Origin of the sequence: Salsuginibacillus halophilus (assembly GCF_003014715.1) — a bacterium.
In the GTDB taxonomy this organism is placed as follows: domain Bacteria; phylum Bacillota; class Bacilli; order Bacillales; family Marinococcaceae; genus Salsuginibacillus; species Salsuginibacillus halophilus.
This window is the reverse complement of the sequence record NZ_PYAV01000002.1, coordinates 117073-141020: the sequence shown is the minus strand read 5'-3', so window position 1 is coordinate 141020 and position 23948 is coordinate 117073. Positions and strand designations below refer to the sequence as shown.

At 42.8% G+C, this 23948-nt stretch carries 22 protein-coding genes and 1 tRNA gene; 17 read left to right on the top strand and 6 right to left on the bottom strand.

All coding sequences use genetic code 11. The features are described from left to right. Positions 1-221: 221 nt before the first annotated feature. Positions 222-297 (bottom strand) — tRNA-Val (locus B0H94_RS02145). Positions 298-465: 168 nt separating this feature from the next. Here B0H94_RS02145 and B0H94_RS02140 point away from each other — a divergent pair. The 12 genes from B0H94_RS02140 to B0H94_RS02085 all read left to right on the top strand — a co-directional run bounded on the left by B0H94_RS02140 (position 466) and on the right by B0H94_RS02085 (position 15483). Beyond that, on the top strand, positions 466-1608 hold the full coding sequence (locus B0H94_RS02140; protein WP_106587595.1) for an amidohydrolase: 1143 nt from the start codon (positions 466-468) through the stop codon (positions 1606-1608). Positions 1609-2216: 608 nt separating this feature from the next. After that, entirely contained in the window at positions 2217-3338 is a 1122-nt protein-coding gene (locus B0H94_RS02135) for a mechanosensitive ion channel family protein (protein ID WP_106587594.1), read from the top strand. A 20-nt stretch (positions 3339-3358) separates the two neighbouring features. Continuing rightward, positions 3359-3907 (top strand): manganese efflux pump MntP, encoded by a 549-nt coding sequence (locus tag B0H94_RS02130; protein WP_181315214.1) that lies wholly within the window; start codon positions 3359-3361, stop codon positions 3905-3907. Positions 3908-4005: 98 nt separating this feature from the next. After that, positions 4006-4401, top strand: coding sequence for an HPr family phosphocarrier protein (locus tag B0H94_RS02125; RefSeq protein ID WP_106587592.1), 396 nt, complete (start codon positions 4006-4008; stop codon positions 4399-4401). A gap of 187 nt (positions 4402-4588) precedes the next feature. Further along, positions 4589-5740: an IS200/IS605 family element RNA-guided endonuclease TnpB gene (gene tnpB / locus B0H94_RS02120; protein ID WP_106587591.1), complete on the top strand. Its 1152-nt coding sequence runs from the start codon at positions 4589-4591 to the stop codon at positions 5738-5740. A gap of 189 nt (positions 5741-5929) precedes the next feature. After that, entirely contained in the window at positions 5930-6970 is a 1041-nt protein-coding gene (locus B0H94_RS02115) for an HD-GYP domain-containing protein (RefSeq protein WP_106587590.1), read from the top strand. Positions 6971-7090: 120 nt separating this feature from the next. Then, positions 7091-8785 (top strand): putative bifunctional diguanylate cyclase/phosphodiesterase, encoded by a 1695-nt coding sequence (locus B0H94_RS02110; protein ID WP_106587589.1) that lies wholly within the window; start codon positions 7091-7093, stop codon positions 8783-8785. A 471-nt stretch (positions 8786-9256) separates the two neighbouring features. After that, positions 9257-10858 (top strand): malate synthase A, encoded by a 1602-nt coding sequence (gene aceB, locus B0H94_RS02105; RefSeq protein ID WP_106587588.1) that lies wholly within the window; start codon positions 9257-9259, stop codon positions 10856-10858. 52 nt (positions 10859-10910) lie between these two features. After that, positions 10911-12185: an isocitrate lyase gene (gene aceA, locus B0H94_RS02100; RefSeq protein WP_106587587.1), complete on the top strand. Its 1275-nt coding sequence runs from the start codon at positions 10911-10913 to the stop codon at positions 12183-12185. A gap of 159 nt (positions 12186-12344) precedes the next feature. Then, positions 12345-13067 carry a 2,3,4,5-tetrahydropyridine-2,6-dicarboxylate N-acetyltransferase gene (gene dapD, locus B0H94_RS02095; protein ID WP_106587586.1) on the top strand — a complete coding sequence of 241 codons (723 nt, stop codon included), beginning with the start codon at positions 12345-12347 and terminating at the stop codon, positions 13065-13067. Between the two features lie 75 nt (positions 13068-13142). Continuing rightward, a complete protein-coding gene (locus B0H94_RS02090; RefSeq protein WP_106587585.1) occupies positions 13143-14363 on the top strand; it encodes an aspartate aminotransferase family protein in 1221 nt (406 codons plus the stop codon). Further along, complete coding sequence (locus tag B0H94_RS02085) at positions 14356-15483, top strand: N-acetyldiaminopimelate deacetylase (protein ID WP_106587584.1); 1128 nt, start codon at positions 14356-14358, stop codon at positions 15481-15483. Before B0H94_RS02090 ends, B0H94_RS02085 begins: the two co-directional genes overlap by 8 nt. Positions 15484-15524: 41 nt before the next feature. Here the strand turns inward: B0H94_RS02085 and B0H94_RS02080 are convergent, their stop codons facing one another. After that, positions 15525-16367, bottom strand: coding sequence for a mechanosensitive ion channel family protein (locus B0H94_RS02080; RefSeq protein ID WP_106587583.1), 843 nt, complete (start codon positions 16365-16367; stop codon positions 15525-15527). Positions 16368-16610: 243 nt separating this feature from the next. On the opposite strand from B0H94_RS02080, the gene B0H94_RS02075 reads away from it, so the two are divergent. From B0H94_RS02075 to B0H94_RS02065, 3 genes are all read left to right on the top strand, one after another. After that, positions 16611-17162 carry a peroxiredoxin gene (locus B0H94_RS02075; RefSeq protein WP_106587582.1) on the top strand — a complete coding sequence of 184 codons (552 nt, stop codon included), beginning with the start codon at positions 16611-16613 and terminating at the stop codon, positions 17160-17162. 61 nt (positions 17163-17223) lie between these two features. Continuing rightward, entirely contained in the window at positions 17224-17691 is a 468-nt protein-coding gene (locus B0H94_RS02070; RefSeq protein ID WP_106587581.1) for a TlpA family protein disulfide reductase, read from the top strand. A 116-nt stretch (positions 17692-17807) separates the two neighbouring features. Then, complete coding sequence (locus tag B0H94_RS02065) at positions 17808-18467, top strand: potassium channel family protein (RefSeq protein ID WP_106587580.1); 660 nt, start codon at positions 17808-17810, stop codon at positions 18465-18467. 48 nt (positions 18468-18515) lie between these two features. Here the strand turns inward: B0H94_RS02065 and rnjA are convergent, their stop codons facing one another. Next, complete coding sequence (rnjA, locus tag B0H94_RS02060) at positions 18516-20189, bottom strand: ribonuclease J1 (protein WP_106587579.1); 1674 nt, start codon at positions 20187-20189, stop codon at positions 18516-18518. A gap of 3 nt (positions 20190-20192) precedes the next feature. After that, complete coding sequence (locus B0H94_RS02055) at positions 20193-20405, bottom strand: DNA-dependent RNA polymerase subunit epsilon (RefSeq protein ID WP_106587578.1); 213 nt, start codon at positions 20403-20405, stop codon at positions 20193-20195. 248 nt (positions 20406-20653) lie between these two features. Here B0H94_RS02055 and B0H94_RS02050 point away from each other — a divergent pair, with 248 nt between their 5' ends. Further along, entirely contained in the window at positions 20654-21424 is a 771-nt protein-coding gene (locus B0H94_RS02050; RefSeq protein ID WP_106587577.1) for a Cof-type HAD-IIB family hydrolase, read from the top strand. 37 nt (positions 21425-21461) lie between these two features. Here B0H94_RS02050 and def read toward each other — a convergent pair whose 3' ends face one another. Together def and B0H94_RS02040 are read right to left on the bottom strand one after the other, a co-directional pair. Beyond that, entirely contained in the window at positions 21462-22001 is a 540-nt protein-coding gene (gene def / locus B0H94_RS02045; protein WP_106587576.1) for a peptide deformylase, read from the bottom strand. Between the two features lie 323 nt (positions 22002-22324). Next, the gene (locus B0H94_RS02040; protein WP_106587575.1) at positions 22325-22486 is read right to left on the bottom strand and encodes a YjcZ family sporulation protein; all 162 of its coding nucleotides are present in this window, start codon (positions 22484-22486) and stop codon (positions 22325-22327) included. 236 nt (positions 22487-22722) lie between these two features. On the opposite strand from B0H94_RS02040, the gene B0H94_RS02035 reads away from it, so the two are divergent. Next, positions 22723-23514 (top strand): YkyA family protein, encoded by a 792-nt coding sequence (locus B0H94_RS02035; protein ID WP_181315213.1) that lies wholly within the window; start codon positions 22723-22725, stop codon positions 23512-23514. Positions 23515-23948 lie beyond the last annotated feature (434 nt).

Here is a 23948-nt window from a genome sequence, read left to right as displayed (position 1 = left end):
TGTTGAAGTAAGTTGTGAAGCTTCAAATCAGCTTTTGGCGTTTTTAAAAGAAATTAATGGAAATCATAAGCTGTGGCTTGCATCCCATTAATTTTAAGTGAGAAGTGCTTGAGGAGTTGAAAAGTGGTTAATAATATAATTGATGTTTGCAATTAACCCTCCCCTTGCATGACATATAAAAACACCGAACTTAAAAAGCCCGGTGTTGTAGTATTTATGTATGGTGTCCCGTGCTGGGCTCGAACCAGCGACCTCCACCCTGTCAAGGTGGCGCTCTCCCAACTGAGCTAACGGGACAATTTGTATAAGTTATTGTAGAAGCGACAACCATATATTATAATGCTGCAGTACTTCTGTCAATAAAAAAGTTAAATGACGAAAAATTTCAATATTCTCTATGGCTTTTCATGCTCGAATGATAGACTAATGTAAGATTTAAGAAAATCAGCGAGAGGGGTTTTATCTATGAAGGCATACATAAACGGAAGAATTTTAAACGGAGACGGCCGTGTTGCAGAAGGAATGGCGCTCGTTGTTCAGCAAGGGAAGATTCATAGCGTTTCAGCGCTTCAAGACGTTCCGTCAGAGGCGGAGCGAATTGATGTTACAGGCTGTGTGTTAACACCTGGTTTGATTGATGTACATACGCATTTAGGTGTGCACGAAGAGGGAATTGGTAAGCCTGGTGCTGATTTTAACGAAACGAGCGATCCGATTACGCCATCGGTACGGTCTCTTGATGGTATCAATCCTGCAGATGAAGGATTTTATAACGCAAGAAAACACGGTGTCACAACAGTTCAAGTGCTTCCGGGTAGTGCAAATGTCATTGGAGGAGAAATGTGTACCGTTAAGACTGAAGGAACACTCACAGATGAAATGGCGATCACTTCTCCATCAGGATTAAAAGGCGCGCTCGGTGAAAACCCTAAGCGCGTTTACGGAGACCAAGGGAAAAAACCAGTTACCCGTATGGGGATCGCCGCATTAATGAGAGAGACTTTCGTTGAAGCAGATCATTACCGAAATCAGTTGGCACAGGGCCAAGACGTGCAGCGCGACCTGCATATGGAGCATGTAGTGAAAGTGTTAAATCACGAAATTCCGCTTCGTGTCCACGCACACCGGGCGGATGACATTGCAACGGCGCTCCGAATTAAAGATGAGTTTCAAATCCCGATGACATTAGAACACGGTACTGAGGCACATAAGATTGCCGATCGTGTTGCTAAATCCGGTGTTTCCGTCTCGGTCGGTCCGACGATGACCCCGAAATCGAAAGTAGAGCTATCTGATAAAACTTGGGATACATTAAGGGTGCTCGATGAGCTTGGTGTAAATATTGCAATAACAACAGATCATCCGGTTATTAGTATTGAGAACTTTGTAACGAGTGCAGCTACTGCCGTAAAACACGGGCTTGCTGAAGATATTGCCTGGCGGGCTGTCACCCACCAAGCCGCGGTTCATTTAGGCCTTGGGGATCGTCTTGGTTTGCTTCAAGCAGGAAGAGAAGCGGACTTTGTCATTTGGGACGGGCACCCGCTTGATTACCGTACATCAGTGAAAGAAACTTATATAGATGGTAATTGTGTGTACCAAGCATAAGGTAGCATATATGTATGAATAAGATTAATGCCGCCATTATGGCGGTCAGGCTGTAGACAAAGTACAAAACTTAACATTAACTCACAACTTACTGCTCCAACCGCCGCGAGTTGCCCTGTTAAAAGGAAAAATCGGATCATGAACGTGACCTTCACGCCAGACGGACGCTTTCCCGAGGGCTTGGCTTCAGCTAACTTGTTCGATTTGATTTCCAATCGAACAAGTGGATCTTCAGCCTGCGCTTGATCCTTTGGGAGTCGCCTTCTTTTGTTTCGGTCACTTGTTAGTTAACGGATCATTAAGGATTCCCATTGTATATGGTTCGTTTTGATCGCTCATGAAGCGTCATTATGAAATTGATTCATGTAGATGTTGCTTGACCAAAGTGACCTCTACTATTCATGACCATCAAATGACGCAAGGCTGACGAGCATCGGCGGCGACGCCACCAGGAACAGCGCGAGCCGAAAAAGGGACGTCAGCCTCCGCTTTTCTTGAAAGTTTGTCTACACGCTGGCCGCCATTACGGCGGTTTTTTTTTGCAAGCATACGTGTAGATCATGGTAAGATGAAGCTGTAAGTTTTCATATAGAAAGGCTGAATCGAAGATGAACCTTACTGATTGGGAATCGTGGCTTGAAATAGCTAGTCGTGCTGATTGGCAGCAGTACCTTATTGCATTACTCATATTTATTTTGCTTTATTTGTTTCGTAAAATTTTCACGAAATATTTATTTTCTTTTATATTGCGCCTGTCCCGTAAGGGCCGTACAAATTTTATGCCGAACTTGCTTCTATCTTTTGAGAAGCCATTTCACTTTCTTTTAAGTATTCTTGGTTTTTATCTTGCGCTTTTGTATTTACCACTTCCAAGTGCAGTGAACGTATATATTCATACACTTTTCCGTTCCTTTGTCCTTGTGGCGCTAGGGTGGGGGTTATACAATTTTTCGGCAGCCTCCTCAGCGATTTTCAGATCGTTTATAAGAAAAGTGGACCAACATGAAGATAGTATGGTTGTGCCATTTCTTTCACGGCTATTACGATTTATCATTATTGCTTTAACGGTAACTGTGATTGCCCAGGAATGGGGTTATGAAATTACAGGTTTTGTTGCCGGCCTTGGTTTAGGTGGACTTGCGTTTGCACTTGCAGCACAAGATACCTTGAGTAACTTTTTTGGTGGTGTTGTAATCGTTACAGAACGTCCGTTTAAACGCGGGGATTGGGTTGAAACTCCTTCGGTCGAGGGAATTGTGGAAGACATCTCTTTTCGGAGTACGAGCATCCGCACTTTTCAGGATTCTTTAATGATCGTACCGAATTCCACGCTTGCCAATGAAGCCATCACAAACTGGTCAGAAATGGATAAACGGCGGGTTATGGTGACGCTAGGTTTAACATATACAACCCCGCCGGATAAGGTGGAGCGGTGTGTAGAACGGTTTCGTGAGTACTTAAAACATGATGATGAAATTGATCAAGAAGAGCTTGAAGTTCATTTTCATGAGTTTAATGCGTATAGTCTGGATGTTTTAATTTACTTTTTTACAAAAACGACAGCCTGGTCTGAATGGTTGCAAGTTCGTGAACGTGTGCACCTTGATTTCATGAGAATTCTTGCAGAAGAAGAAGTTTCAATTGCCTTTCCGACACAAAGTATTTATATGGAAGCAACGCCTGAAGCGACCCATGGCAAAGGCGTGCGCCAAGAAGAGGCAGAGGAATAGCAGAAAGCGGGGGAATGGTTTTGTGGATCGAGATTATCGTCCTGGCGCTTGCTGCATCTGCAGATAATTTAGCGGTTGGAACAGCTTACGGTGTGCAGCGTAAATCGGCGCAGTTCAGATTTATTTTAGCTGTTGGTCTTGTGTCAGGGGCCGCATTTATCATGACTGCTATTGGCGGACGTGGTTTAAGGGAAGTTCTGCCTTTAACCTGGGCTGAAGGTATAGCAGCAGCTGCTTTTATTCTTATTGGGCTGTACAGCTTATACCAAGTATATGTATCAAATCAATCAACAACAGATGATAAGGCGCAAATTGAGAAAAAAGAAAGTGTGCTGCTAGTTTTTATTTTATCTCTTGATGCCCTACTAGCTGGTGCAGGAGCCGGTATGCAGGATTACCCAATTGTTTCAGCAGCTTTAATCATGGCTTTTGCAGGTGCTCTCTCTCTGCTTATCGGCTTTAAAGCAGGAGAGCAGATACTGCAGCGACCGTGGCTCGCTCGTTTTAGCTATCTTCCCGGTGTTGTTTTAATTGTTTATGGAAGTATCGGTGTTTTAAACCTTCTTTAATAATTTCGTGACAATGGTTGCGCAAGCCAATACGTAGGTCTATAATGACAAAGGATGATCAGACAAAACTTTGAAACAGAAAGGGGTCCGAGCGGGCCATGAAACGAGAAGAGACATTTACTTTTGTCAAAGGTTTGCCGGTGCACCAAGTCATTGATTTAGTTCACGCCACAGAGCGTTGGGATAGTTATATCACGTTTGAAACGAAAAAAGCTTCAGCAAACGGAAAAAGTGCGCTAGGTTTAATGTCGATGCTTACCACGCTGAAATTAGGAGAAAAGGTTACTGTGAAAGCGAATGGTGAGGATGCCACAGAAGTAATCAATGGTTTAAAAACGTTTTTTGAACGCTCGGAATTAACCCAGGAACCCCTTGATTACTGGGAAGAAGCAGGGGTTGAAACTGTTGAAGCAGCTATGACCGGGTGTTTAACAGCTTGGTCGGATGATGTACAGCAAATAGCGAAGTCTTATTTAAAAACAACCCGCAGTTAAAACACGTAAGCAGCCGAAAATCGGCTGCTTTTTTATTTTTTATCATATTAGGCGAGAAGACCCCCGCTTCTTACGAAGTGTAAAGCGGGGGATGAATCGCCCTTCTGTTACCCCTTGCTTGCCTGGGTATGACATCTTCGCTATAATGGGAATGTAAGTTCGTATTTCCGAGAGGAGGTCGCTGACGTTGAGCATACACAAAGCCTACAAATTCCGTATCTATCCTAACCGACACCAACAAACGATGATTAACAAAACGATTGGATGCAGCCGCTTTGTGTTCAACTACTTTCTCGCGGAGTGGAACGAGGCCTATGCCACGAAAGGGAAAGGTTTAACGTACAGCTCCTGCTCTTCGGAACTTCCGGCGCTCAAAAAGGAATACGAATGGTTAACAGAAGTGGATAGTGTCGCTGTACAAACAAGTGTCAAAAACCTGGCTGACAGCTTCACACGGTTTTTCAAAAAACAAAACAAACTTCCGCGTTTCAAATCAAAGGGAAACCCGGTCCAATCCTATACAACCAAACATACAAACGGGAACATTGCGGTTGTCGATAACAAAATCAAACTGCCGAAGGTTGGTTTTGTTAAGTTCGCTAAGAGCCGTGAAGTGGAAGGGCGTCTGTTGTCTGCGACGGTTCGTAGGAACCCGACAGGCAAATACTTCGTGTCCCTTCTTGTGGAAACGGAAGTCGACGAACTTCCGAAAACCGGGCAGTCCATCGGCATTGATGTCGGATTAAAAACATATGCATCCCTGTCAGACGCAACGGATTACGACAACCCCCGCTTCCTCCGTTCCTTGGAAACGACGTTAGCTAAAGAGCAGCGTAAGTTGTCCCGCCGTTATGAACAGGCAAAGAAAGACGGCAAGCCTTTACGTGAAGCGAAAAATTATCAGAAACAGCGGGTGAAAGTGGCTCGTGTTCACGAACGAATCAAAAACGCCCGTACGGACTACCTGCATAAAATCAGCACCGATATTGTCAAAAACCACGAGATCATCGGCATTGAAGATTTGCAGGTAACGAACATGGTGAAGAATCACAAACTTGCAAAAGCCATTAGCGAAGTTAGTTGGTCAGAGTTCCGTTCCATGCTTGAATATAAGGCAAAATGGTACGGAAAGAAGGTTGTAGCTGTAGAAAAATCTTTCCCTTCAAGTCAGTTGTGTTCTTCTTGTGGCTATCGTAATCAAGACGTGAAGAATCTTGCTTTGCGTACATGGACATGCCCATCGTGCCACACTCATCACGATCGAGATTTCAACGCAAGTAAAAACATTGAAGCCGAAGCTATAAGGCTTCGAACCGAAGGGACTTCGGGGATCGCCTAATTCATAACTGACCGTTAGGTTGGTGTTCTTAGGAATCCCCCACCTCTTAGCGAAGCTTAGGTGGGGGTAGTTCAAACGAGGTTTAATTTGTGAAATGATCTTTGAGGTTAAAATTGGTTTTTCGTAAAAATCTAAGTATAATAAAATGAAGTAAAGAAATAGAGTGCGATGAAAGCAGGAGGGATAGATATGCGCTATAAGCTGCTTCATCAAGTGGATCAAGGAGATGAGTTGGCCCGTCATATTTATGCAAGTGACGGGCGGGTTCTTTTACAGGAAGGTGTACCTTTAACGGTCGGCTTGATCGCAAAACTGAGACACATGGGTGTTTGGGCGGTTTATATTAAAGATGATACTTTCGGAGAGGTTCAAGTTGAAGAGATGGTATCAGAAACGACACGTCGTGAAACTTTGGGTACTTTATCAGCGTGCCATGCCCAAATTCAAAAAGGCGGAGAAGTAGAAATTCAAGATGTTCAAAAATCGGTTACAAAACTAATTGAAGAAATTTTGGAGAATAAAGATTTACTGCTTGCTTTAACTGATATCAAAACAGAAGCAAACGAAATTTTCGTTCACTCATTAAATGTATGTATGACTTCAATATTGATTGGGGTCAAAATGAATTTAAACCGTGAGAAGCTTCAGGAACTGGCAATTGGTGCACTTATGCATGATGTAGGGAAAGTCACTGGGAAAGTTGATCGAACAAAAAAGGATCGAATGCAGCCGGAACACCATACATGGCTTGGGTTTGATATTTTGCGAGTGAATCATGAAATAAGTACGCTGTCTGCTCACGTTGCATTAGCTCACCATGAATACTTAGACGGTAGTGGAGTACCGAGGAAGCTTGAGGGAAACGATATTCATGCATTGGCAAGGATTACGACGGTAGCCAATGATTTTGATAACTTGCTCACAAAAGGTGATGGTGAAAAACCGATGCTGCCACATGAAGCGTGTGAAAATATTATGGGAGCTACGAACCTTAAGTATGCCCACCCTATTGTTTGGCGTTTTCTCCGAGCTGTAGCATTTTATCCAAATGGAAGCCAAGTTCGATTAACAACAGGGCAGACAGGTGTTGTGATCGCTCAACATAAAGGTTTGCCGCAGCGTCCGGTCGTCCGTGCGTTTAATATTGTTGGTCATGCAAAAGAAGATTATGAATTCGTAGATATTGATTTAGCTGAAGAGCGAACAGTGTTTATTAAAGAAGTCTTATAAACAAATGCATCGAGTTTTGCAAAATTTGTCAAGTGGTTCGCCTTGTTTTCCATTTCTCCTCTGGTATAATAGACACAGGTAAGGTGTGCGAGACTTTTGGATGAGAAAAGAGGGCTATAGATGAACAGCCGGAAAGCAGCTATGCGGTTATATTATCAAATAACAGCTGTTTGCTGGGGAACAGCTGTTATGACAGCAATTGCTGCGGTGGTTTTTCTACCTGCAGACATTCCGTATGTATTTGTAGTGACGACCCTTGGTTTTGTTTCTATCGTCATGCAATTTTTAATTAAAAAGGTTTTGTTTACATATTTTCGGCCTTTGTTTGAAGTTGAGCAATTTCTCCGTAAAGTGTCCCTCGGGGATGAATATGGACGTTTATTACTCAAGACGAGGCAGTTTCATTGGTTAGGCCAGCATATCAATCGACTTTTAGACCGGCTCGAAACCCACATTCAACGCTATACAAAAGAGACGGATGAAGTGATGGCGCAGCTGGCTTATAAGGATGAACTCACAGGTTTGGCCAACCGCCGTAAATTTCGTGATCTCGTAGACGAAGCGATAAATGCTAGTGTCACCGGATTGGAACGAAACTTTGCGGTGGTTTATTTAGATTTAGATGGTTTTAAATCAGTAAACGACACGCTTGGTCATCAAGCTGGTGATGATCTGTTGGTAGCTGTGACAGAAAGGTTGCAAGCTTCGCTTTCAAAAGGAGCTATGCTTGCCCGTGGAGAAGGTGATGTCTTTACGCTTTTGTTAACAGAAGCTTATTCTGCTGAAAAGACGAAACAAAATGTTGAGCAACTGCTCTCGGTATTTTCAAAGCCGTTTCAAATAGGTGACGACGCAATACTGCTTGCTGGTACAGCCGGGATTGCTTTTTATCCTAAAGATGGCACAACTTATGAAAGTTTGATTCGCAATGCAGACGCAGCGATGTACGCAGGACGAAAAAGTGAAATTCAAGCGTCTTTATATGAACCTGAAATGAACGAACGTTATTTAGCGCAAGCTGAAATCGATAAAGAACTTCGTCTCGCTTTGGATCGAGATGAATTTTCCATTCACTTTCAGCCTCAAGTAGATTATTCAACGAGTGAAGTAGTAGGTGTTGAAGCTCTTCTCCGCTGGGATAGTTATAAGCTGGGTCGTATATCGCCGGCTCAGTTTATACCGGTACTTGAACGTTCTCCGCTTATGAACAAAGTAGGAGCATGGGTACTTGAAGAAGCATGCCGGACAAATCGGCAGTGGCAGGATGAAGGTCATCCGGCGATTTCTATGTCAGTGAACATGTCAGCAAGACAATTCCAACAAGCTGACCTTATTGAAAATGTAAAGGGGGCATTAGAGCGAACAGGCTTGGATGCTTCATGTTTAACTGTGGAAGTCACAGAAAGCGTAGCGATGGAAAACATTGAAAAGACCGAAGAGAAAATGAAGGCATTGAAAGCACTAGGTGTAAATATTGCGATTGATGATTTTGGCACAGGATATTCGTCTTTAAAGTATTTAAAAGTATTCCCTATTGATATTTTGAAAATTGATCGTGAGTTCATTAAAGATGTTGCGGCTTCTTCTAATGATGGGGAAATTGTAACTGCTATTATTGCACTAGCACGCAGCTTGAAAATCAGAGTGGTTGCTGAAGGGGTTGAAGATATTGAGCAGCTCTACTTTTTGAATCAACAGCAATGTGCAGTTGTTCAAGGATATTTGTATGCAAAACCGATGCTATCTAGTGAATTGAAACAGTGGCTAGGTCGTCGAAAAGATGTTATACAAGCTGTTGCAAGTAGAGGAGCTTGAATCCCCCCCACCTACCCTTCGCTAAGAGGTGGGGGGATTCCTAAGTAGAAGGTTCTTGTTATGACAAGTGATGAAATTCATTCATGTAGATAATGCTTGATAAAAAAGATCATGACCATCAAATTACGAAAGGCTGATAAATATCGGCGGCGACGCCTTCGGAGAACAATGAGTGAGAAAATCCCGCAGAAGCGTCCGCCGAAATGCAAAGTCATTTTTTGTTTGTCTACACGCTGAGCTCAAGTACTAGCTTGAGCTTTTTTATTTGGTTCCTGTTATATAACATCGATTAGCTTTGAAAAGTTTTCAAGGTTGTTTTTTAACTATGAAATCAGCATTTTACAAATAAAAATACAATTTTAAGAAAAAAATTCTATTTAACTGTTGCGTAACAGATGCTCCTGTTATAATATAAATGTAACAGAAACAAACTGTACTAAAACAGATAACATTTTGATAGGGGGAGACGTGATGAATCATAGTACAACAACCCAGTCAGGCCTAAAAGTGACTGGTGAAATTCCCGAAAAGTATAGTCATATTTTAACTGAGGAAGCATTGCAGTTTTTAGCTGGTTTAGCAGAAAAATTTGAAACGAAGCGTCACGAAATTTTTCAAGAGCGCAAGGAAGTGCAAGCAGCGATCAATGAGCGTAAACTTCCAGACTTTCTTCCGGACACCGAGCACATAAGAAATAGTGACTGGACGATTGCATCATTGCCTGAAGATTTACAAGACCGGAGAGTGGAGATCACCGGTCCGGTCAGTCGTAAGATGGTCATTCAAGCTTTAAATTCCGGGGCGCATGTCTTCATGGCTGATTTTGAAGACGCCACCTCACCGAAATGGTTGAACTTAATTGACGGACAAAAGAATTTATATGATGCCGTTCGTCGAGACATCACTTTTGAAAATGAAACGAATGGAAAAGTTTATGAGTTAAGCGAAGATACAGCGACATTGCTCGTACGGCCGCGAGGTTGGCACCTTGATGAAAATCATGTGTTGTTTAACGGCAGTCCCATCTCTGGAGGTTTGTTTGACTTTGCACTTTATATGTTTCATAACGCAGAAGAACTGAGAAAACGGGGGAGCGGCCCTTACTTTTACTTGCCAAAGCTTGAACATCATTGGGAAGCCCGCTTATGGAATGAAATCTTTGTCGAGGCACAAGAACAGCTTGGGTTACCGCAAGGCACAATTCGAGCTACGGTACTTATTGAAACGATTACTGCTGCTTTTGAAATGGACGAAATTTTATATGAGCTAAAAGATCACTCCGCCGGTTTAAACTGTGGACGTTGGGATTATATATTCAGCTATTTGAAGCGCCTGCGTCATTGGCCGGAAGTATTGCTGCCAGACCGATCTAAAGTAACAATGACTGTGCCGTTTATGCGGGCGTATTCGCTTCTTGCGATTCAAACGTGCCATAAACGAAATGCGCCGGCGATCGGCGGCATGGCACCGCAAATCCCTGTGAAAAATGATGAAGAGAAAAACGCAGCGGCGCTTGCGAAGGTTCGTGAAGATAAAGAAAGGGAGGTTACAGACGGTCATGACGGTACATGGGTGGCACATCCAGCCCTTGTTCCAGTGGCAAAAGAAATCTTTAACAAACATATGCCACAGCCTAATCAAATTGATAAAAAACGTGAAGATGTTCAAGTTAGCGCACGTGACCTTCTTCAAGTGCCAAAAGGAGATATCACAGAAGAAGGCGTTTATATGAATGTAGATATTGGGCTTCGCTATATTCAAGCTTGGCTGTCAGGAATGGGGGCGGTACCGATCCATCATTTAATGGAAGATGCAGCGACAGCTGAAATTTCAAGGGCGCAGTTGTGGCAATGGATTAAGCACCAGGATGCGTACACTTCAAATGGAAAAGAAATCACGGAGACATTCGTCCTTGATATGGTAAATCAAGCGAGTGAGAATATCGCAGCTGAATACAAAACTGCCGGTATATCTACCGATCGCTTAAAAGAAGCAGAGCAACTCATGAAAGAACTTGTGACTGAAGATGAGTTTACAGAGTTTTTAACTTTGCCAGGTTATGAAAGGTTATAAATTTTCATCTAAAATTACTGAATTTTAATTTTATTTAAGGGGGATTTTTATTATGAGTATGAATTACAATGCGCAGGAACTGAAAAATGATTGGGATACAAATCCGCGGTGGATCGGCATTGAAAGACCTTATAGTGCAGAAGATGTGACGAAACTTCAAGGGTCGCTTCCGCTCACATATTCTTTAGCTGAACACGGAGCTCATAAACTTTGGCAGCTTCTGCATGAAGAAAACTATATTAATGCACTTGGAGCGTTAACCGGAAATCAAGCAGTACAGCAAGTTAAAGCAGGATTAAAGGCAATTTATTTAAGCGGCTGGCAAGTGGCGGCTGATGCAAATATCGCCGGGCAGATGTATCCAGACCAAAGTCTTTATCCGGCAAATAGTGTACCAAACGTTGTAAAATCGATTAACCAATCGCTGCAGAGGGCTGATCAAATTCAGCACATGGAAGGTGAAGGAGATACCGACTTTTTTGCTCCGATCGTTGCAGACGCTGAGGCCGGTTTCGGCGGTCAGTTGAACGTTTTTGAGCTTACGAAGTGGATGATTGAAGCTGGAGCCTCTGGTATTCATTTTGAAGATCAGCTTGCTTCTGAGAAAAAATGCGGTCATATGGGTGGTAAAGTTTTAATTCCAACACAAAACGCTGTACGTAACCTGATTTCAGCCCGCTTGGCAGCAGACGTTTGCGGTGTTCCGACACTAATCATTGCCCGCACAGATGCAAACGCAGCTGATTTAATTACAACGGATGCTGACCCATATGATGAAGCGTTTATTACCGGTGAGCGGACAGAAGAAGGGTTTTACCGCACGAACGCCGGTATTGAGCAGGCGATATCCCGAGGTCTTGCTTACGCGCCGTATGCTGATTTAATCTGGTGTGAAACAGCGAAACCGGACATTGAAGAGGCGAAGCGTTTTGCTGACGCAATTCATGAAAAGTATCCGGACAAAATGCTCGCTTACAATTGCTCACCATCGTTCAACTGGAAAGCAAATCTTGCGGATGATGAGATTGAAGAGTTCCAAAAAGAGCTATCGAAAATGGGGTATAAATTCCAGTTTGTTACACTTGCAGGTTTCCATGCATTAAACCACAGCATGTTTGAACTTGCGCGCGGCTACAAAGACCGAGGCATGGGTGCATATTCTGAACTGCAGCAAGCAGAATTTGACAGCGAGGTTAATGGTTATACTGCGACGCGTCACCAGCGCGAGGTTGGTACCGGCTATTTTGATGAAGTTTCCCAAGTCATTTCAGGCGGCAGTTCTTCAACAACAGCGATGGCTGGTTCTACTGAAGAAGCACAGTTTTAATTGTAAAACGCATGAATTTAAAAATAGCGTCATTTTTCACAAGGTCTGTGCCGTCTGCATAAGCAGGCGGCATTTTTTTGATGAAAAGGTGCGTCATGCTTTGACCAAACCTTTGGATATGGTATCGTAGTATTGATAAAGGACAAGGAGGGCTTACCTATGAAAATGATGGATGGAAACGAAATTATTCGTTTTATTTCTGAAAGTAAAAAATCAACACCAGTTAAAGTACATATTAAAGGAGAACTTGAGAATATTGAGTTCGGTCCGGATGCACAAACGTTTATTTATGGAAACACTGGCGTTGTATTTGGTGAGTGGGCTGATATTCAGCCGGCGCTCGAAAACCATGCATCTTCCATTGAAGATTATGTTGTAGAAAATGACCGTCGTAACTCTGCGATTCCACTTTTGGATCAAAAAAATATTCAAGCTCGTATTGAGCCGGGTGCAACCATTCGTGATCAAGTTGAAATTGGTGATGGCGCTGTCATTATGATGGGAGCTACCATTAACATCGGTTGTATTGTTGGTGAAGGTACGATGATCGACATGAATGTGGCTATGGGTGGTCGTGCAACTGTCGGTAAAAATTGCCACGTCGGTGCGGGTACCGTACTTGCCGGCGTCATTGAGCCTCCTTCTGCTCAGCCGGTGATCATCGAAGACGGAGTCGTCATTGGTGCGAACTGCTCGATACTTGAAGGTGTGAAAGTCGGCGAAGGTGCTGTAGTTGCTGCGGGCGCTGTTGTTACTGAAGATGTCCCGGCTCATACAGTTGTTGCTGGGACACCAGCTCGTGTCATTAAAGAAATCGATGAACAAACAAAAGGCAAAACAGAAATCAAAACAGAACTCCGTCGCTTAAACAACGACAACTAAACAAAAGACACAGCTAAGACCCCCGTATTCTCCCGGGGGTCTTAGCGCCATTTCAAGGGAATAGGAGGATGCTTTATGAGCGATGAATGGCTCAATTTAGATGAAACTTATATTATGCCGACATATAACCGGCTTCCGCTTGCCATTGAAAGAGCAGAGCAAAATTATTTATATGACACACATGGCAAAGCCTATCTCGATTTATTTACGGGGCTTGCGGTCAATGTTTTAGGTCACGGTCACCCCCGTGTAAAGCAGGCTCTTGAAGCGCAGGGGAATACTTATCTGCACATTTCTAATTATTTTGTTGCACCTCCGGCAGTGCAACTTGCGAAGCGTTTAATTGAAGCAACCATGCCAGGAAAAGTTTTTTTTGCAAACTCTGGTGCTGAAGCAACTGAAGCAGCTGTGAAATTGGTTCATAAGTGGCGTAACGCTCAGGATGAAGAGAAAAATGGTATCGTAGTATTGTCAAACAGCTTTCACGGTCGAACGCTAGGTACCATTCGTTTGACGCGCCAACCGGGGATTTATCAAGACTTTCCTGCTGTTGATATGCCGGTGTATGAAACACCTGCAGAAGACACAGCTTCACTTGCTCGTATTTTAGAAGATGAACAGCCGGCAGCAGTTTTAATGGAGCCTGTCCTCGGTTCGGGTGGAATCGTTCCACTGTCGCAAACGTTTATGGAACAAGCTTCAGCATTGTGCAAGTCACATAACGTGCTATTTATTATGGATGAAATACAAACAGGTATGGGGCGTACAGGTGAATTGTTTGCCTATCAGCACACAAACGTTACACCTGATATCGTTTTGTTCGCGAAAGGTGTAGGGGGAGGCTTACCGCTTGGCGGATTGATTGCCGGGAATCAAGTAAAAGATAAGTTTCAGCCGGGGGATCACGGCACGACGTTTGGACCTTCACCTTTAAGTGCTGCACTTGGCAATGCTGTGCTTGATGCATTGTTTGAAGATGGCGTGCTTTCTAGCAGCCGGGAGCGAGCAGAAAAATTACAAAACGGATTGCAATCTTTGACTAAAGCCTATCCATCAGTTGTTGATGGGGTGCGTGGGTTGGGGATGATGCTAGGGATGAAGTTAAAACTCGCTCCGGAAAAAGTAAAAGAGCTTCGTGCGCGCATTTTGGACCGCGGCATACTCATAGATGTGACACAGCAGACCATTCTTCGTTTTCTCCCGCCGCTTACATTAGAGAATGCTGAAATTGAGCATTTACTTACAGTGCTCGAAGAAGAGCTCGCAGCTTTGGCAGGAGGTTTAAGTGATGAGTGAATTGGATCTTATACAAATTCGTCGCGAGCTTCACCAAATTCCGGAGCCTGGATTTGAAGAGCTAAAAACACAAGCTTATTTACTTTGGCAGCTAAGCAGTATGCAGGTGCCGCATATGGAAGTTGAAACATGGCAGACAGGCATTTTTGTTCGTTTTCAAGGTTATGATGCGAACAAAACCATCGCCTGGCGTACGGATATGGACGGTCTGCCGATGAACGAAAATACAAACTACGAATTTGCTTCCCTGCACGAAGGTTACATGCACGCCTGCGGGCACGATATCCACATGACGATCGCACTCGGGCTTTGTGAACAGTTTGCTCAAGCGCAGCCGAAAGATCATGTGCTTGTATTATTTCAGCCGGCTGAAGAAGGGCCGGGCGGCGCAGAGCCGATGATGAAAGCTGAGCCATTCCAAAGATGGTATCCTGATGAAATTTATGCCCTCCACATTGCGCCTGAGCTGTCTGAAGGTACGGTAGCAACCCGGCCGGGCTTGTTATTTGCGAACACCTCAGAGTTGTTTATCGACTTTGTCGGCCAAGCTGGTCACGCAGCTTACCCGCATCAAGCAAATGACATGGTTGTCACAGCAAGTCACTTTGTAACCCAGCTGCAGTCGATTGTCTCAAGAAATGTAGATCCGCTAGACAGTGCGGTTGTAACGATCGGTTTAATTCAAGGGGGTACAAAGCAAAATATTATCGCCGGTGAGGCGCGTATTGAAGGAACGATTCGCACAATGTCTGCAGAGGCGATGCGTAAAGTGAAAGAGCGGATCCAGCAAATGCTTCAAGGAGCAGAGGCGTCGTTTACCTGCAGGACGAAAGTGGACTGGGGTGCGACATACGAACAAGTGTACAACAATCATGAACTGGCTGAAGACTTTTTATCCTTCAGTGAGCAAAGTGAAGACGTTCATAGTTATGCGTGTCGTGAGGCTATGACGGGGGAGGATTTTGGCTACTTTTTAAAGGACATCCCAGGGTTAATGTTCTGGCTTGGCGCTGATAGTCCATATGGTTTACATGATGCGCGTTTAACGCCGGTTGAAGAAGCGATTCATAACGGTGTTCATCATACAGCAGCTTATCTTAAACATCGCATGAACACATAAAAAAAGGTGACTGCTCATTTCGGCAGTCACCTTTTTTGTATTTATGCCGTTTGCTCTTTGTGAACATAAACTTGATGTGGGTACGGGATCTCGATATTGTTTTCTTCAAGCGCTTTTTTCGCTCGCTCACGAATTTTACGCTCAATCCCCCACTGTTCCATATTTTCAGTATGACCGATGATGCGAATCGTTACTTCAGAATCACCTAAACTTTGAACGCCTACAACGTCCGGCCCTTCTTGAATAGCCTCTTCTTCTGCTGCAACTTGGTCACAAACATCTTGCAAGACACGTATGGCTTCTGCAGGGTCGTGGTCATAAGATATACCAATATCAACCATAGCGCGCATGTTACCGCGGGAATGATTGCTGACACTGCCGATTTCCCGGTTGGGGATGTAATGTAGTGTTCCATCGAATCCGCGTACTTGTGTTGTCCGAAGTCCTACTTCTTCAACAATACCTCCGAGGCCGCTTACGGTAACATAATCGTCAACTTCGATTTGCTTTTCAAGCAGTATAAAAAAGCCGGTAACAATATCGCTGACAAGCCCTTGAGCCCCGAAACCGACCGCTAAACCGATAATGCCGGCACTTGCAATAAATGGTGCAATACTAATTTCAAAGATCCCGAGTACAACGACGATAAAGATAAAAATGAGCACGTAATTGAACATGTTGACAATGAGCTTTTCGAGCGTCTTTGTTCTTGATGGGTGAACATTTTTTTGCTCCTGCATGCGCTTGAAAGTGCGCGCGATTAATTTTTGTCCAATCGCTTTTGCAACGAAAAAGCCGATGAGAACGAGCAGAATCTGCAGGATAATAATAAAAGCACCACCAACAAAGTCGGCAAGCAAACCTTCTTGTAAAAACTCTGGCATAACTGACACTCCTTTTGCAACGTTTACAGATACAAAACTGAATTTACCCGTATATGTATATTTTAAACGAAAAAAGTCGAAGATGCGATCATGGCGGAAGCTGGAGTTCCCAATCATCAATGCGGATTTTGCTTAAATAAGGGTATCAACAATGTGTTATATGGTTAAATTAGTAACAATCAGTACCATGTATGTTTGAAAACTACGTTTTGTTGATTAGAGCAATGAGGAGGTCTAATACTTATGACGGATAAGCGGATGGTTGCAAAACAAGCGCCTCGTTTTGAAATGAATGCTGTTATGCCGAACAAAGAATTCGGTAAAGTTAAGTTGAATGATATGATGAGTGAGGATAAGTACACAGTCCTCTTTTTTTATCCAATGGATTTCACATTTGTTTGTCCAACTGAAATTCAAGCGATGAGTGATCGATATGACGAATTTGAAGATTTAGATGCAGAAATTATTGGTGTCTCGACAGATACGATTCATACCCATAAAGCATGGATTAACACATCGCGCGAAGATAACGGGTTAGGTGATTTAAATTATCCGTTAGCGGCAGATACAAACCATCAAATTTCCCGGGATTATGGTGTGCTGGATGAAGGTGAAGGGGTAGCTTTACGTGGGTTATTTATCATTTCACCAGAAGGAGAGCTTGTATACTCTGTAGTCACCCATAATGATGTAGGCCGGGATGTTGATGAAACACTCCGCGTCTTGCAGGCGCTGCAGACGGGAGGTCTCTGTCCGGCAAATTGGAAGCCTGGTGAAGAAACTTTAAATATATAAAGCGCATAACGACTTACCTTAGCTTTCTTAATGAATGAAGCTGTAAAGGAGCAATTTAAATATGGGGATGAAACTTCGTTCCGAAATGCCTAATCTTGAAGGGGCAACGATGTGGTTGAACGGTGAAGTAAATAAAGATGAATTGATTGGGGAAAAGCCGACATTAATTCACTTTTGGTCGGTGAGCTGCGGCATGTGCAAAGAATCCATGCCAAGTATTAATGAGTTTCGTGATGAATACAGTGAAGATTTAAACGTCATTTCTGTTCACATGCCGCGCTCAGAAAAAGATTTAGACCTTGAGACGATTAAAGAAAATGTAAATACGTACGGCATCACGCAGCCCACGTTTGTAGATAATGATCATAAATTAACAGATGCTTTTGCAAACGAGTATGTACCGGCTTACTACGTGTTTGATAAAGATGGTGAACTCCGCCATTTTCAAGCAGGAGGCGGCGGTATGAAAATGTTAACAAAGCGTGTGAACCGTGTGCTTGATAAGCAAAAACAAGATCCAAATTCATGAATGCTCAGCCTGGGGTTGCCCAGGCTTTTTTGTGCACTGATGTGTTTAAAAAGCGGCGCTTTGGTTTTAAAAAGATCCATTGTACAATTGGTGTTAGGAAAAGAGGGGGAAGATTTATGAAAAAACAATTTGCAGTGATCGGCCTTGGCCGCTTCGGGGGAAGCATCTGTAAATCCCTTGTGGCTGAAGGAATGGAAGTTTTAGCGATCGATATGGATGAGGAAAAAGTAAATGAGTTTGCACCAGATGTAACACAGGCAGCAATTGCAGATACGACAGACGAAAAAGCCTTGAAAAGCTTAGGCATCCGTAATTTTGATCACGTCATTGTGGCGATTGGTGATAATATCCAGGCAAGCATTTTAACAACATTAATGCTCGAAGAAATGGGTGTTGAACATATTACAGTAAAAGCGCAAAACGATTACCACGAAAAGGTGCTCGAACGTATCGGTGCAGATGAAATTGTCCACCCTGAACGTGATATTGGAGTGCGTATTGCACATAATGTTGTTAGTGAAAATGTGCTTGACCATTTGGAGTTATCTGATGAATACAGTATTTCTGAATTGGTCGCCGGTTCTACCATTGCCGGGGAAACCATTTATGATTTGGACTTTCGTGAAAAGTACGGTAGTAGTATTCTTGCGATTAAACGAGGAGACGATATGATCGTTTCGCCGCTGCCGGATGAAACGATTCAGCAGAATGATGTAATTATTGTGCTCGGGGCAAATCAAGATATTAATAGACTTGAAAATCATTGGATGGACTAACAAAAAAAGCGCGGCTCACATTCATTTGTGAGCCGCGCTTTTTTTGAATCAAACTTCCATAATGATTGGCAGGATCATCGGTTTACGTTTTGTCTTTTCGTATAAATATGGTGATAAAACATCGATAATCTCGTTTTTAATCTCAGACCATTGTGTCGTTTGGTTTTTCATGACTTCTTGATTTAAGTGCTTTGCAAGTCTTTCTTGCGCATCATTAATTAAATCGCTTGATTCGCGCATATAGACGAAGCCGCGCGAAATGATATCCGGTCCGGCAGCAACCTGAAAGTTTTTCATATCCAGGCTGACCACAACAATCACTAAACCTTCTTCAGATAATATGCGGCGGTCGCGTAGAACGATATTGCCGATATCCCCAATGCCGTGTCCATCAACATAGACCGAACCTGAAGGTACTTTGCCATTCTTCTTGGCTTCGTTTTGGGAGAGTGTTAATACTTCACCGTTTTCCATAACAAAGCAGTTTTCCGGTTCAACACCACAGTCGACAGCCAATTTATTATGGTTGACGAGCATCCGGTATTCACCGTGAATTGGAAAGAAATATTTAGGTTTCATAAGTCGCAGCATCAGTTTTTGTTCTTCTTGGCCGCCGTGTCCAGATGTATGAATATCGTTCAATGAACCATGTATCACATTAGCTCCTGCGCGGAACAACTGGTTAATTGTTTTATAAACACTTGTTGTGTTACCTGGGATAGGTGAGCTGGAAAACACAACAGTGTCATCCGGTACAATTTGAATCTGGCGATGTGTGCCGAATGCAATCCGGGACAATGCAGCCATTGGCTCACCTTGACTGCCTGTACATAAAATTGTTACTTCATCATTTGGCAGTCGGTTCAGTTGGTTAGGCTCTACGAAAGTATCCTTTGGTGCGTGGATGTAGCCAAGCTCCTGACCGATCGTAATTGCTGCTTCCATACTGCGGCCGAACACACAAACTTTGCGGCCGTGTGTAACAGATGCTTCTACTACCTGCTGCAGTCGGTGAATGTTAGATGCGAAAGTAGCAAAAATGACCCGTCCGTTAACTTCCTGGAAGATGTTATTAATGCTTTTTCCAACCGTCCGTTCGGACATAGTGAACTCACTAATCTCACTATTTGTACTGTCTGAAAGGAGACAGAGTACACCCTCTTCGCCGATTTTTGCCATCTTTGTTAAATTTGCCGGTTCGCCTACTGGTGTAAAGTCAAACTTGAAGTCTCCGGTATGAACAATGCTGCCTTCAGGGGTGCGTACCACAATACCGAATGAATCGGGAATGCTGTGGGTTGTGCGGAAGAAAGTAACAGACAAGTTATCAAAGGATATAACTTCATCTTCATCTGTAATTTCATGCAGCGTCGTCCGGCGGAGCAGGCCGTGTTCTTCAAGCTTATTTTTCAATAAGCCGACTGCAAGACGACCACCGTAAATGGGTACATTTAGTTCACGAAGAAAGAAAGGAAGGCCGCCGATGTGGTCTTCGTGACCGTGGGTAATGAATACACCTTTGATTTTTTCTTGATTTTTAATTAAATAAGAATAGTCAGGGATGACATAATCGATGCCGAGAAGCTCATCTTCCGGAAACATAATGCCGGCATCGATTACAATAATTTCATCTTTATATTCAATCGCATACGTGTTCTTGCCGATTTCTCCGAGCCCACCGAGAGCGAATACGGCAACTTCGTGGTCTTTTAGTTGCTTCATGGTTTACAGCTCTTCCACTTTAAAGTCTTCGTTGTTATTTTTTTCGTATTCAATAAGCGCATCCGGGGCTTTTTCAATGTGCTCAATGTTGTAGTTTTTATGGGCTAGTTTTTCGCGGACTTCGCGTTCAGTTTCAGCTTCAACAAACATCGCATTTGTTCTTTCGCGTACGGCAACTTCGTTGAAATTATCTTGATAAAATACTTTATAAATCATCATGTACACTCCTTTAGCAAAAAATATCCTTTTTACATTATAAAGCATGTCGCTTTGTTTTTCACGGATTCATCTTTAGAAAAAATATTTTTAAAACACAACGCCAATTTGAAAATTATAGCTGAAATTGTGAACAGACGCAATTCTTCTGCAGAAATTGCAGTCGAATAATTTGAATATGTCTTGAGCGAACACGTTAACATCGTGCATAATTACATCACACATATCTTAAGTGAAGGGGTAAACATATGAATAAACTGCTCTGTTTTGATATTGACGGCACGCTTTACACAGATGAAAAGGTTGTGCCTGCATCGGCTAAGCTTGCAATTCAACAATTGCAACGCGCAGGTTATGAAGTAGCAATTGCCACCGGGCGTGGGCCGTTTATGTTTGAGAGCCTGCGCCAAGAATTAAATATTGATACTTACATTAGTTTTAACGGATCTGTCGTCGTTCATAACAACGAAGTGATTGCCGAAAAAACGCTGCCACTACCGTTATTAAAAAAACTGTATAATGAAGCACAGACCAAGGGATTAACGATGGTCTTCTTAGAAAAAGATGGCTTTTATACAGATGTGGCAGGCGATCATGTTGTTAAAGAGAGTCTTCATCAATTAAAGCTTCCGTATCCTGCGTTAACAGAAACTTTAACGAGCCGGACGAAAATTAATCAAGCTTTATTGTATTGTAATGTAGATGAGGAAGCGCATTTTGCCGAGCAGTTTCCTGAGCTTCGATTTGTCCGCTGGCATGAAGCATCTGTTGATGTTTTGCCAGGGGCTGGCTCAAAAGCAGAAGGGATTGCTGAGCTTAGTCGCCATGTAGGCTTAACGATCAATGATGTTATTGCTTTTGGTGATGGTTTAAATGACATAGAGATGCTTCGTGAGGCAGGCATTGGGGTTGCCATGGCTAACGGAAAACAAGAAGCTAAAGCTGAAGCTGATTTGGTAACCGGTGATGTAGCAGAGGATGGTATCCACCAAGCGATTGAAAGATTGCAACTTCTTTAAAAAAGCGCCGGGAAGCTGCCGGCGCTTTTTCTTAATCTTATTGAAGGTCGCGTTTTAAGTCATCCTGAAAATCAGGGATCCGATCATAAAACATGATACCGTTTAAATGATCAATTTCGTGTTGGAAAACAATAGCTGGAAAGTTACGAAGACGTAAAGTAACGTTTTCTCCATCAAGCGTTGTTCCTTCAACAGTTATGCGTTTGTAGCGTGGAACAATCCCTGTAACTTCCCGGTCAACTGATAAGCAGCCTTCTCCGTCTTCTAAGTGCGTTTCTTCAACAGAGTGACTGATGATTTTAGGGTTAAAGAGCCCCATACTGTACAGCTCATCTCTTTCATCAGTAAAATGAACAGCAATTAACCGCTTTTTTACACCGATTTGAGGAGCGGCTAAACCGACGCCTGAGCGCAGGTCATAAGCTTCTGCGGTTTCTGGATCTTGGCTGTTTTTTAAAAACTGCAGCATCTCTTCTAAAGTTTCTTTGTTTTCTTCTGTTGGCGGAAGCTCAACAGCTTCTGCAACTTCACGAAGAACCGGGTGTCCTTCACGAACAATATCTTTCATTGTGATCACGGTTTTCACCTCTAATTTCGAATGTGTCGTTTTATTTATAGTTCAAGAATCGGACATAGTATAGCAAATTTGTAACAAACAAGCGATAAGCAGGACCCAAAAACATAAGTAATTACAAAAAACAATTTTCTCACGGGTGAAAAAATTGTTGCTTAAGAATAAGCTTTTCTACGTGAAAAAACACCGCTTGGCGAAACATCTGCTCAATTTGCAAGTTAAGCAGCTACCAAGCGGCGATCATATTTAAAGCAACTTTCGATTTGCACGACAGAAAAACTTACCGAATGTTACTTAACTCGTTCACCCACGGTTTTAAGCACGTTTTAGGATTTGCAGTAGTATTTTGAAGCGCCGACAATGACTAAAAGGATAAACAGCACAACAATTAACGCAAATCCTTTCCCTTTTCCGTGGTCATAACCATGATACCCGTGCCCGTGTCCGTGTCCATACCCGCAAGGATCATAACAACCGTAGCCGTACATAACAATGTCCTCCTTTTTAAGCAGCATCCGCCGGCTGTCGGCGGTTACACGATAGTCTATGCAAGAGGATACAATTTGGCTCAACTTCTGCCTATTTGTTTGAAATGAAAAATGCCACAGAAACAATTGCAGCTTAGAAACCTTCGATTGAAAAACCGGCGCGTTTGTTTTATGATTAATAGGTAATTACTGCTTGTCAATCATCAGAGATACATAGTTTACTAGGAGGTATCAGTTTGACGTTGATCAAGAGTTTTAAAAGCTTATTGTTGCTCGCTTCTGTCTTGTTACTCACTGCCTGTGGCACGAGTACAGCTGAGGAAATGCATGAGCATTTAGAAAAAGCTGTAGAGATGGAAGAAGTGTTTGAGGAGCAGCAGCAGCCATTAGTAAAAGCAGAAGAGCGAGAACACGAAATTTACCAAGAAATTTTGTCGCTCGGGTTAGCAGAAATGGACGAGATTGAAGAGTTGGCACGTGAAGCACAAGAATTGGTCGAAGAACGTGAAGAACGGATTGAACAAGAGTACGAAAGTTTGACTGCAAGCTACAATGAGTTTGAAAATGCGGCTGAGATGGTTGAAGATATAGAAGAAGATGCTGTTCGGTCACAGGCTGAGGAAATGGTTGATCATATGGAGAGCCGCTTTAGCGCATATGAATCGATGCATGAGGGTTATGAAACCGCGATTGACTTAGATCGTGAACTTTATCATATGTTTTTAGATGATGATTTAACGATTGAAGAATTAAGTGAGCATATTGAAGAAGTCAATGAAACGTATCAACAGATTATTGATGATAAAGAATCATTTAATGCTTATACTGATCAATACAATGAAGCAAAGCATGCGTTTTATGAAGAAGCAGGACTTGATGTAGAAGAAACAGAGGCACCGGACAGCAGCGAAGCAGAAAATACCTCCGTTGATGGTGAGATGTCTGAAGAAAATGAAGAAGACAGCGCCGATATCACGGAAGAAGATGAAGAGGCAGACGACGCTTCTGAAGACGAAGATAATGAGTAATAATATACACGCCTCCTTTTAGGCGGATGACTTTCAAACGTTTATTTCTTTTTGGATTAATTATCATTCATATCGTTTAGAGTTGAGAGCCCGGTGTCGGGCTTTTTTTTATCTTGAATTTAAAGCAATTCCAGAGTCTGTATTATATTTGTTTTCAGATGATATATAACAGTGTGTAAAGTTTTGAATATTTCATGAATTGATCTTTTTGCAAATCACCCTTTTATGCAAGGATTGACGAATGATTCTTATGTCTTGTAAACTGTTGAGTGGAGCCAGGGTTGTACCATTTCGATTTTGCATTTCGTGAAACAGTGCAGCTATTTATGCCGTGGATTGAAACTAGGTAAAACCGGGTATGCAAAGTAATGGAGTTCGTCATGAGTTACACACTTTCCGGGCATACTGCAGAGAGAAATGAGCGTAGCCAACGG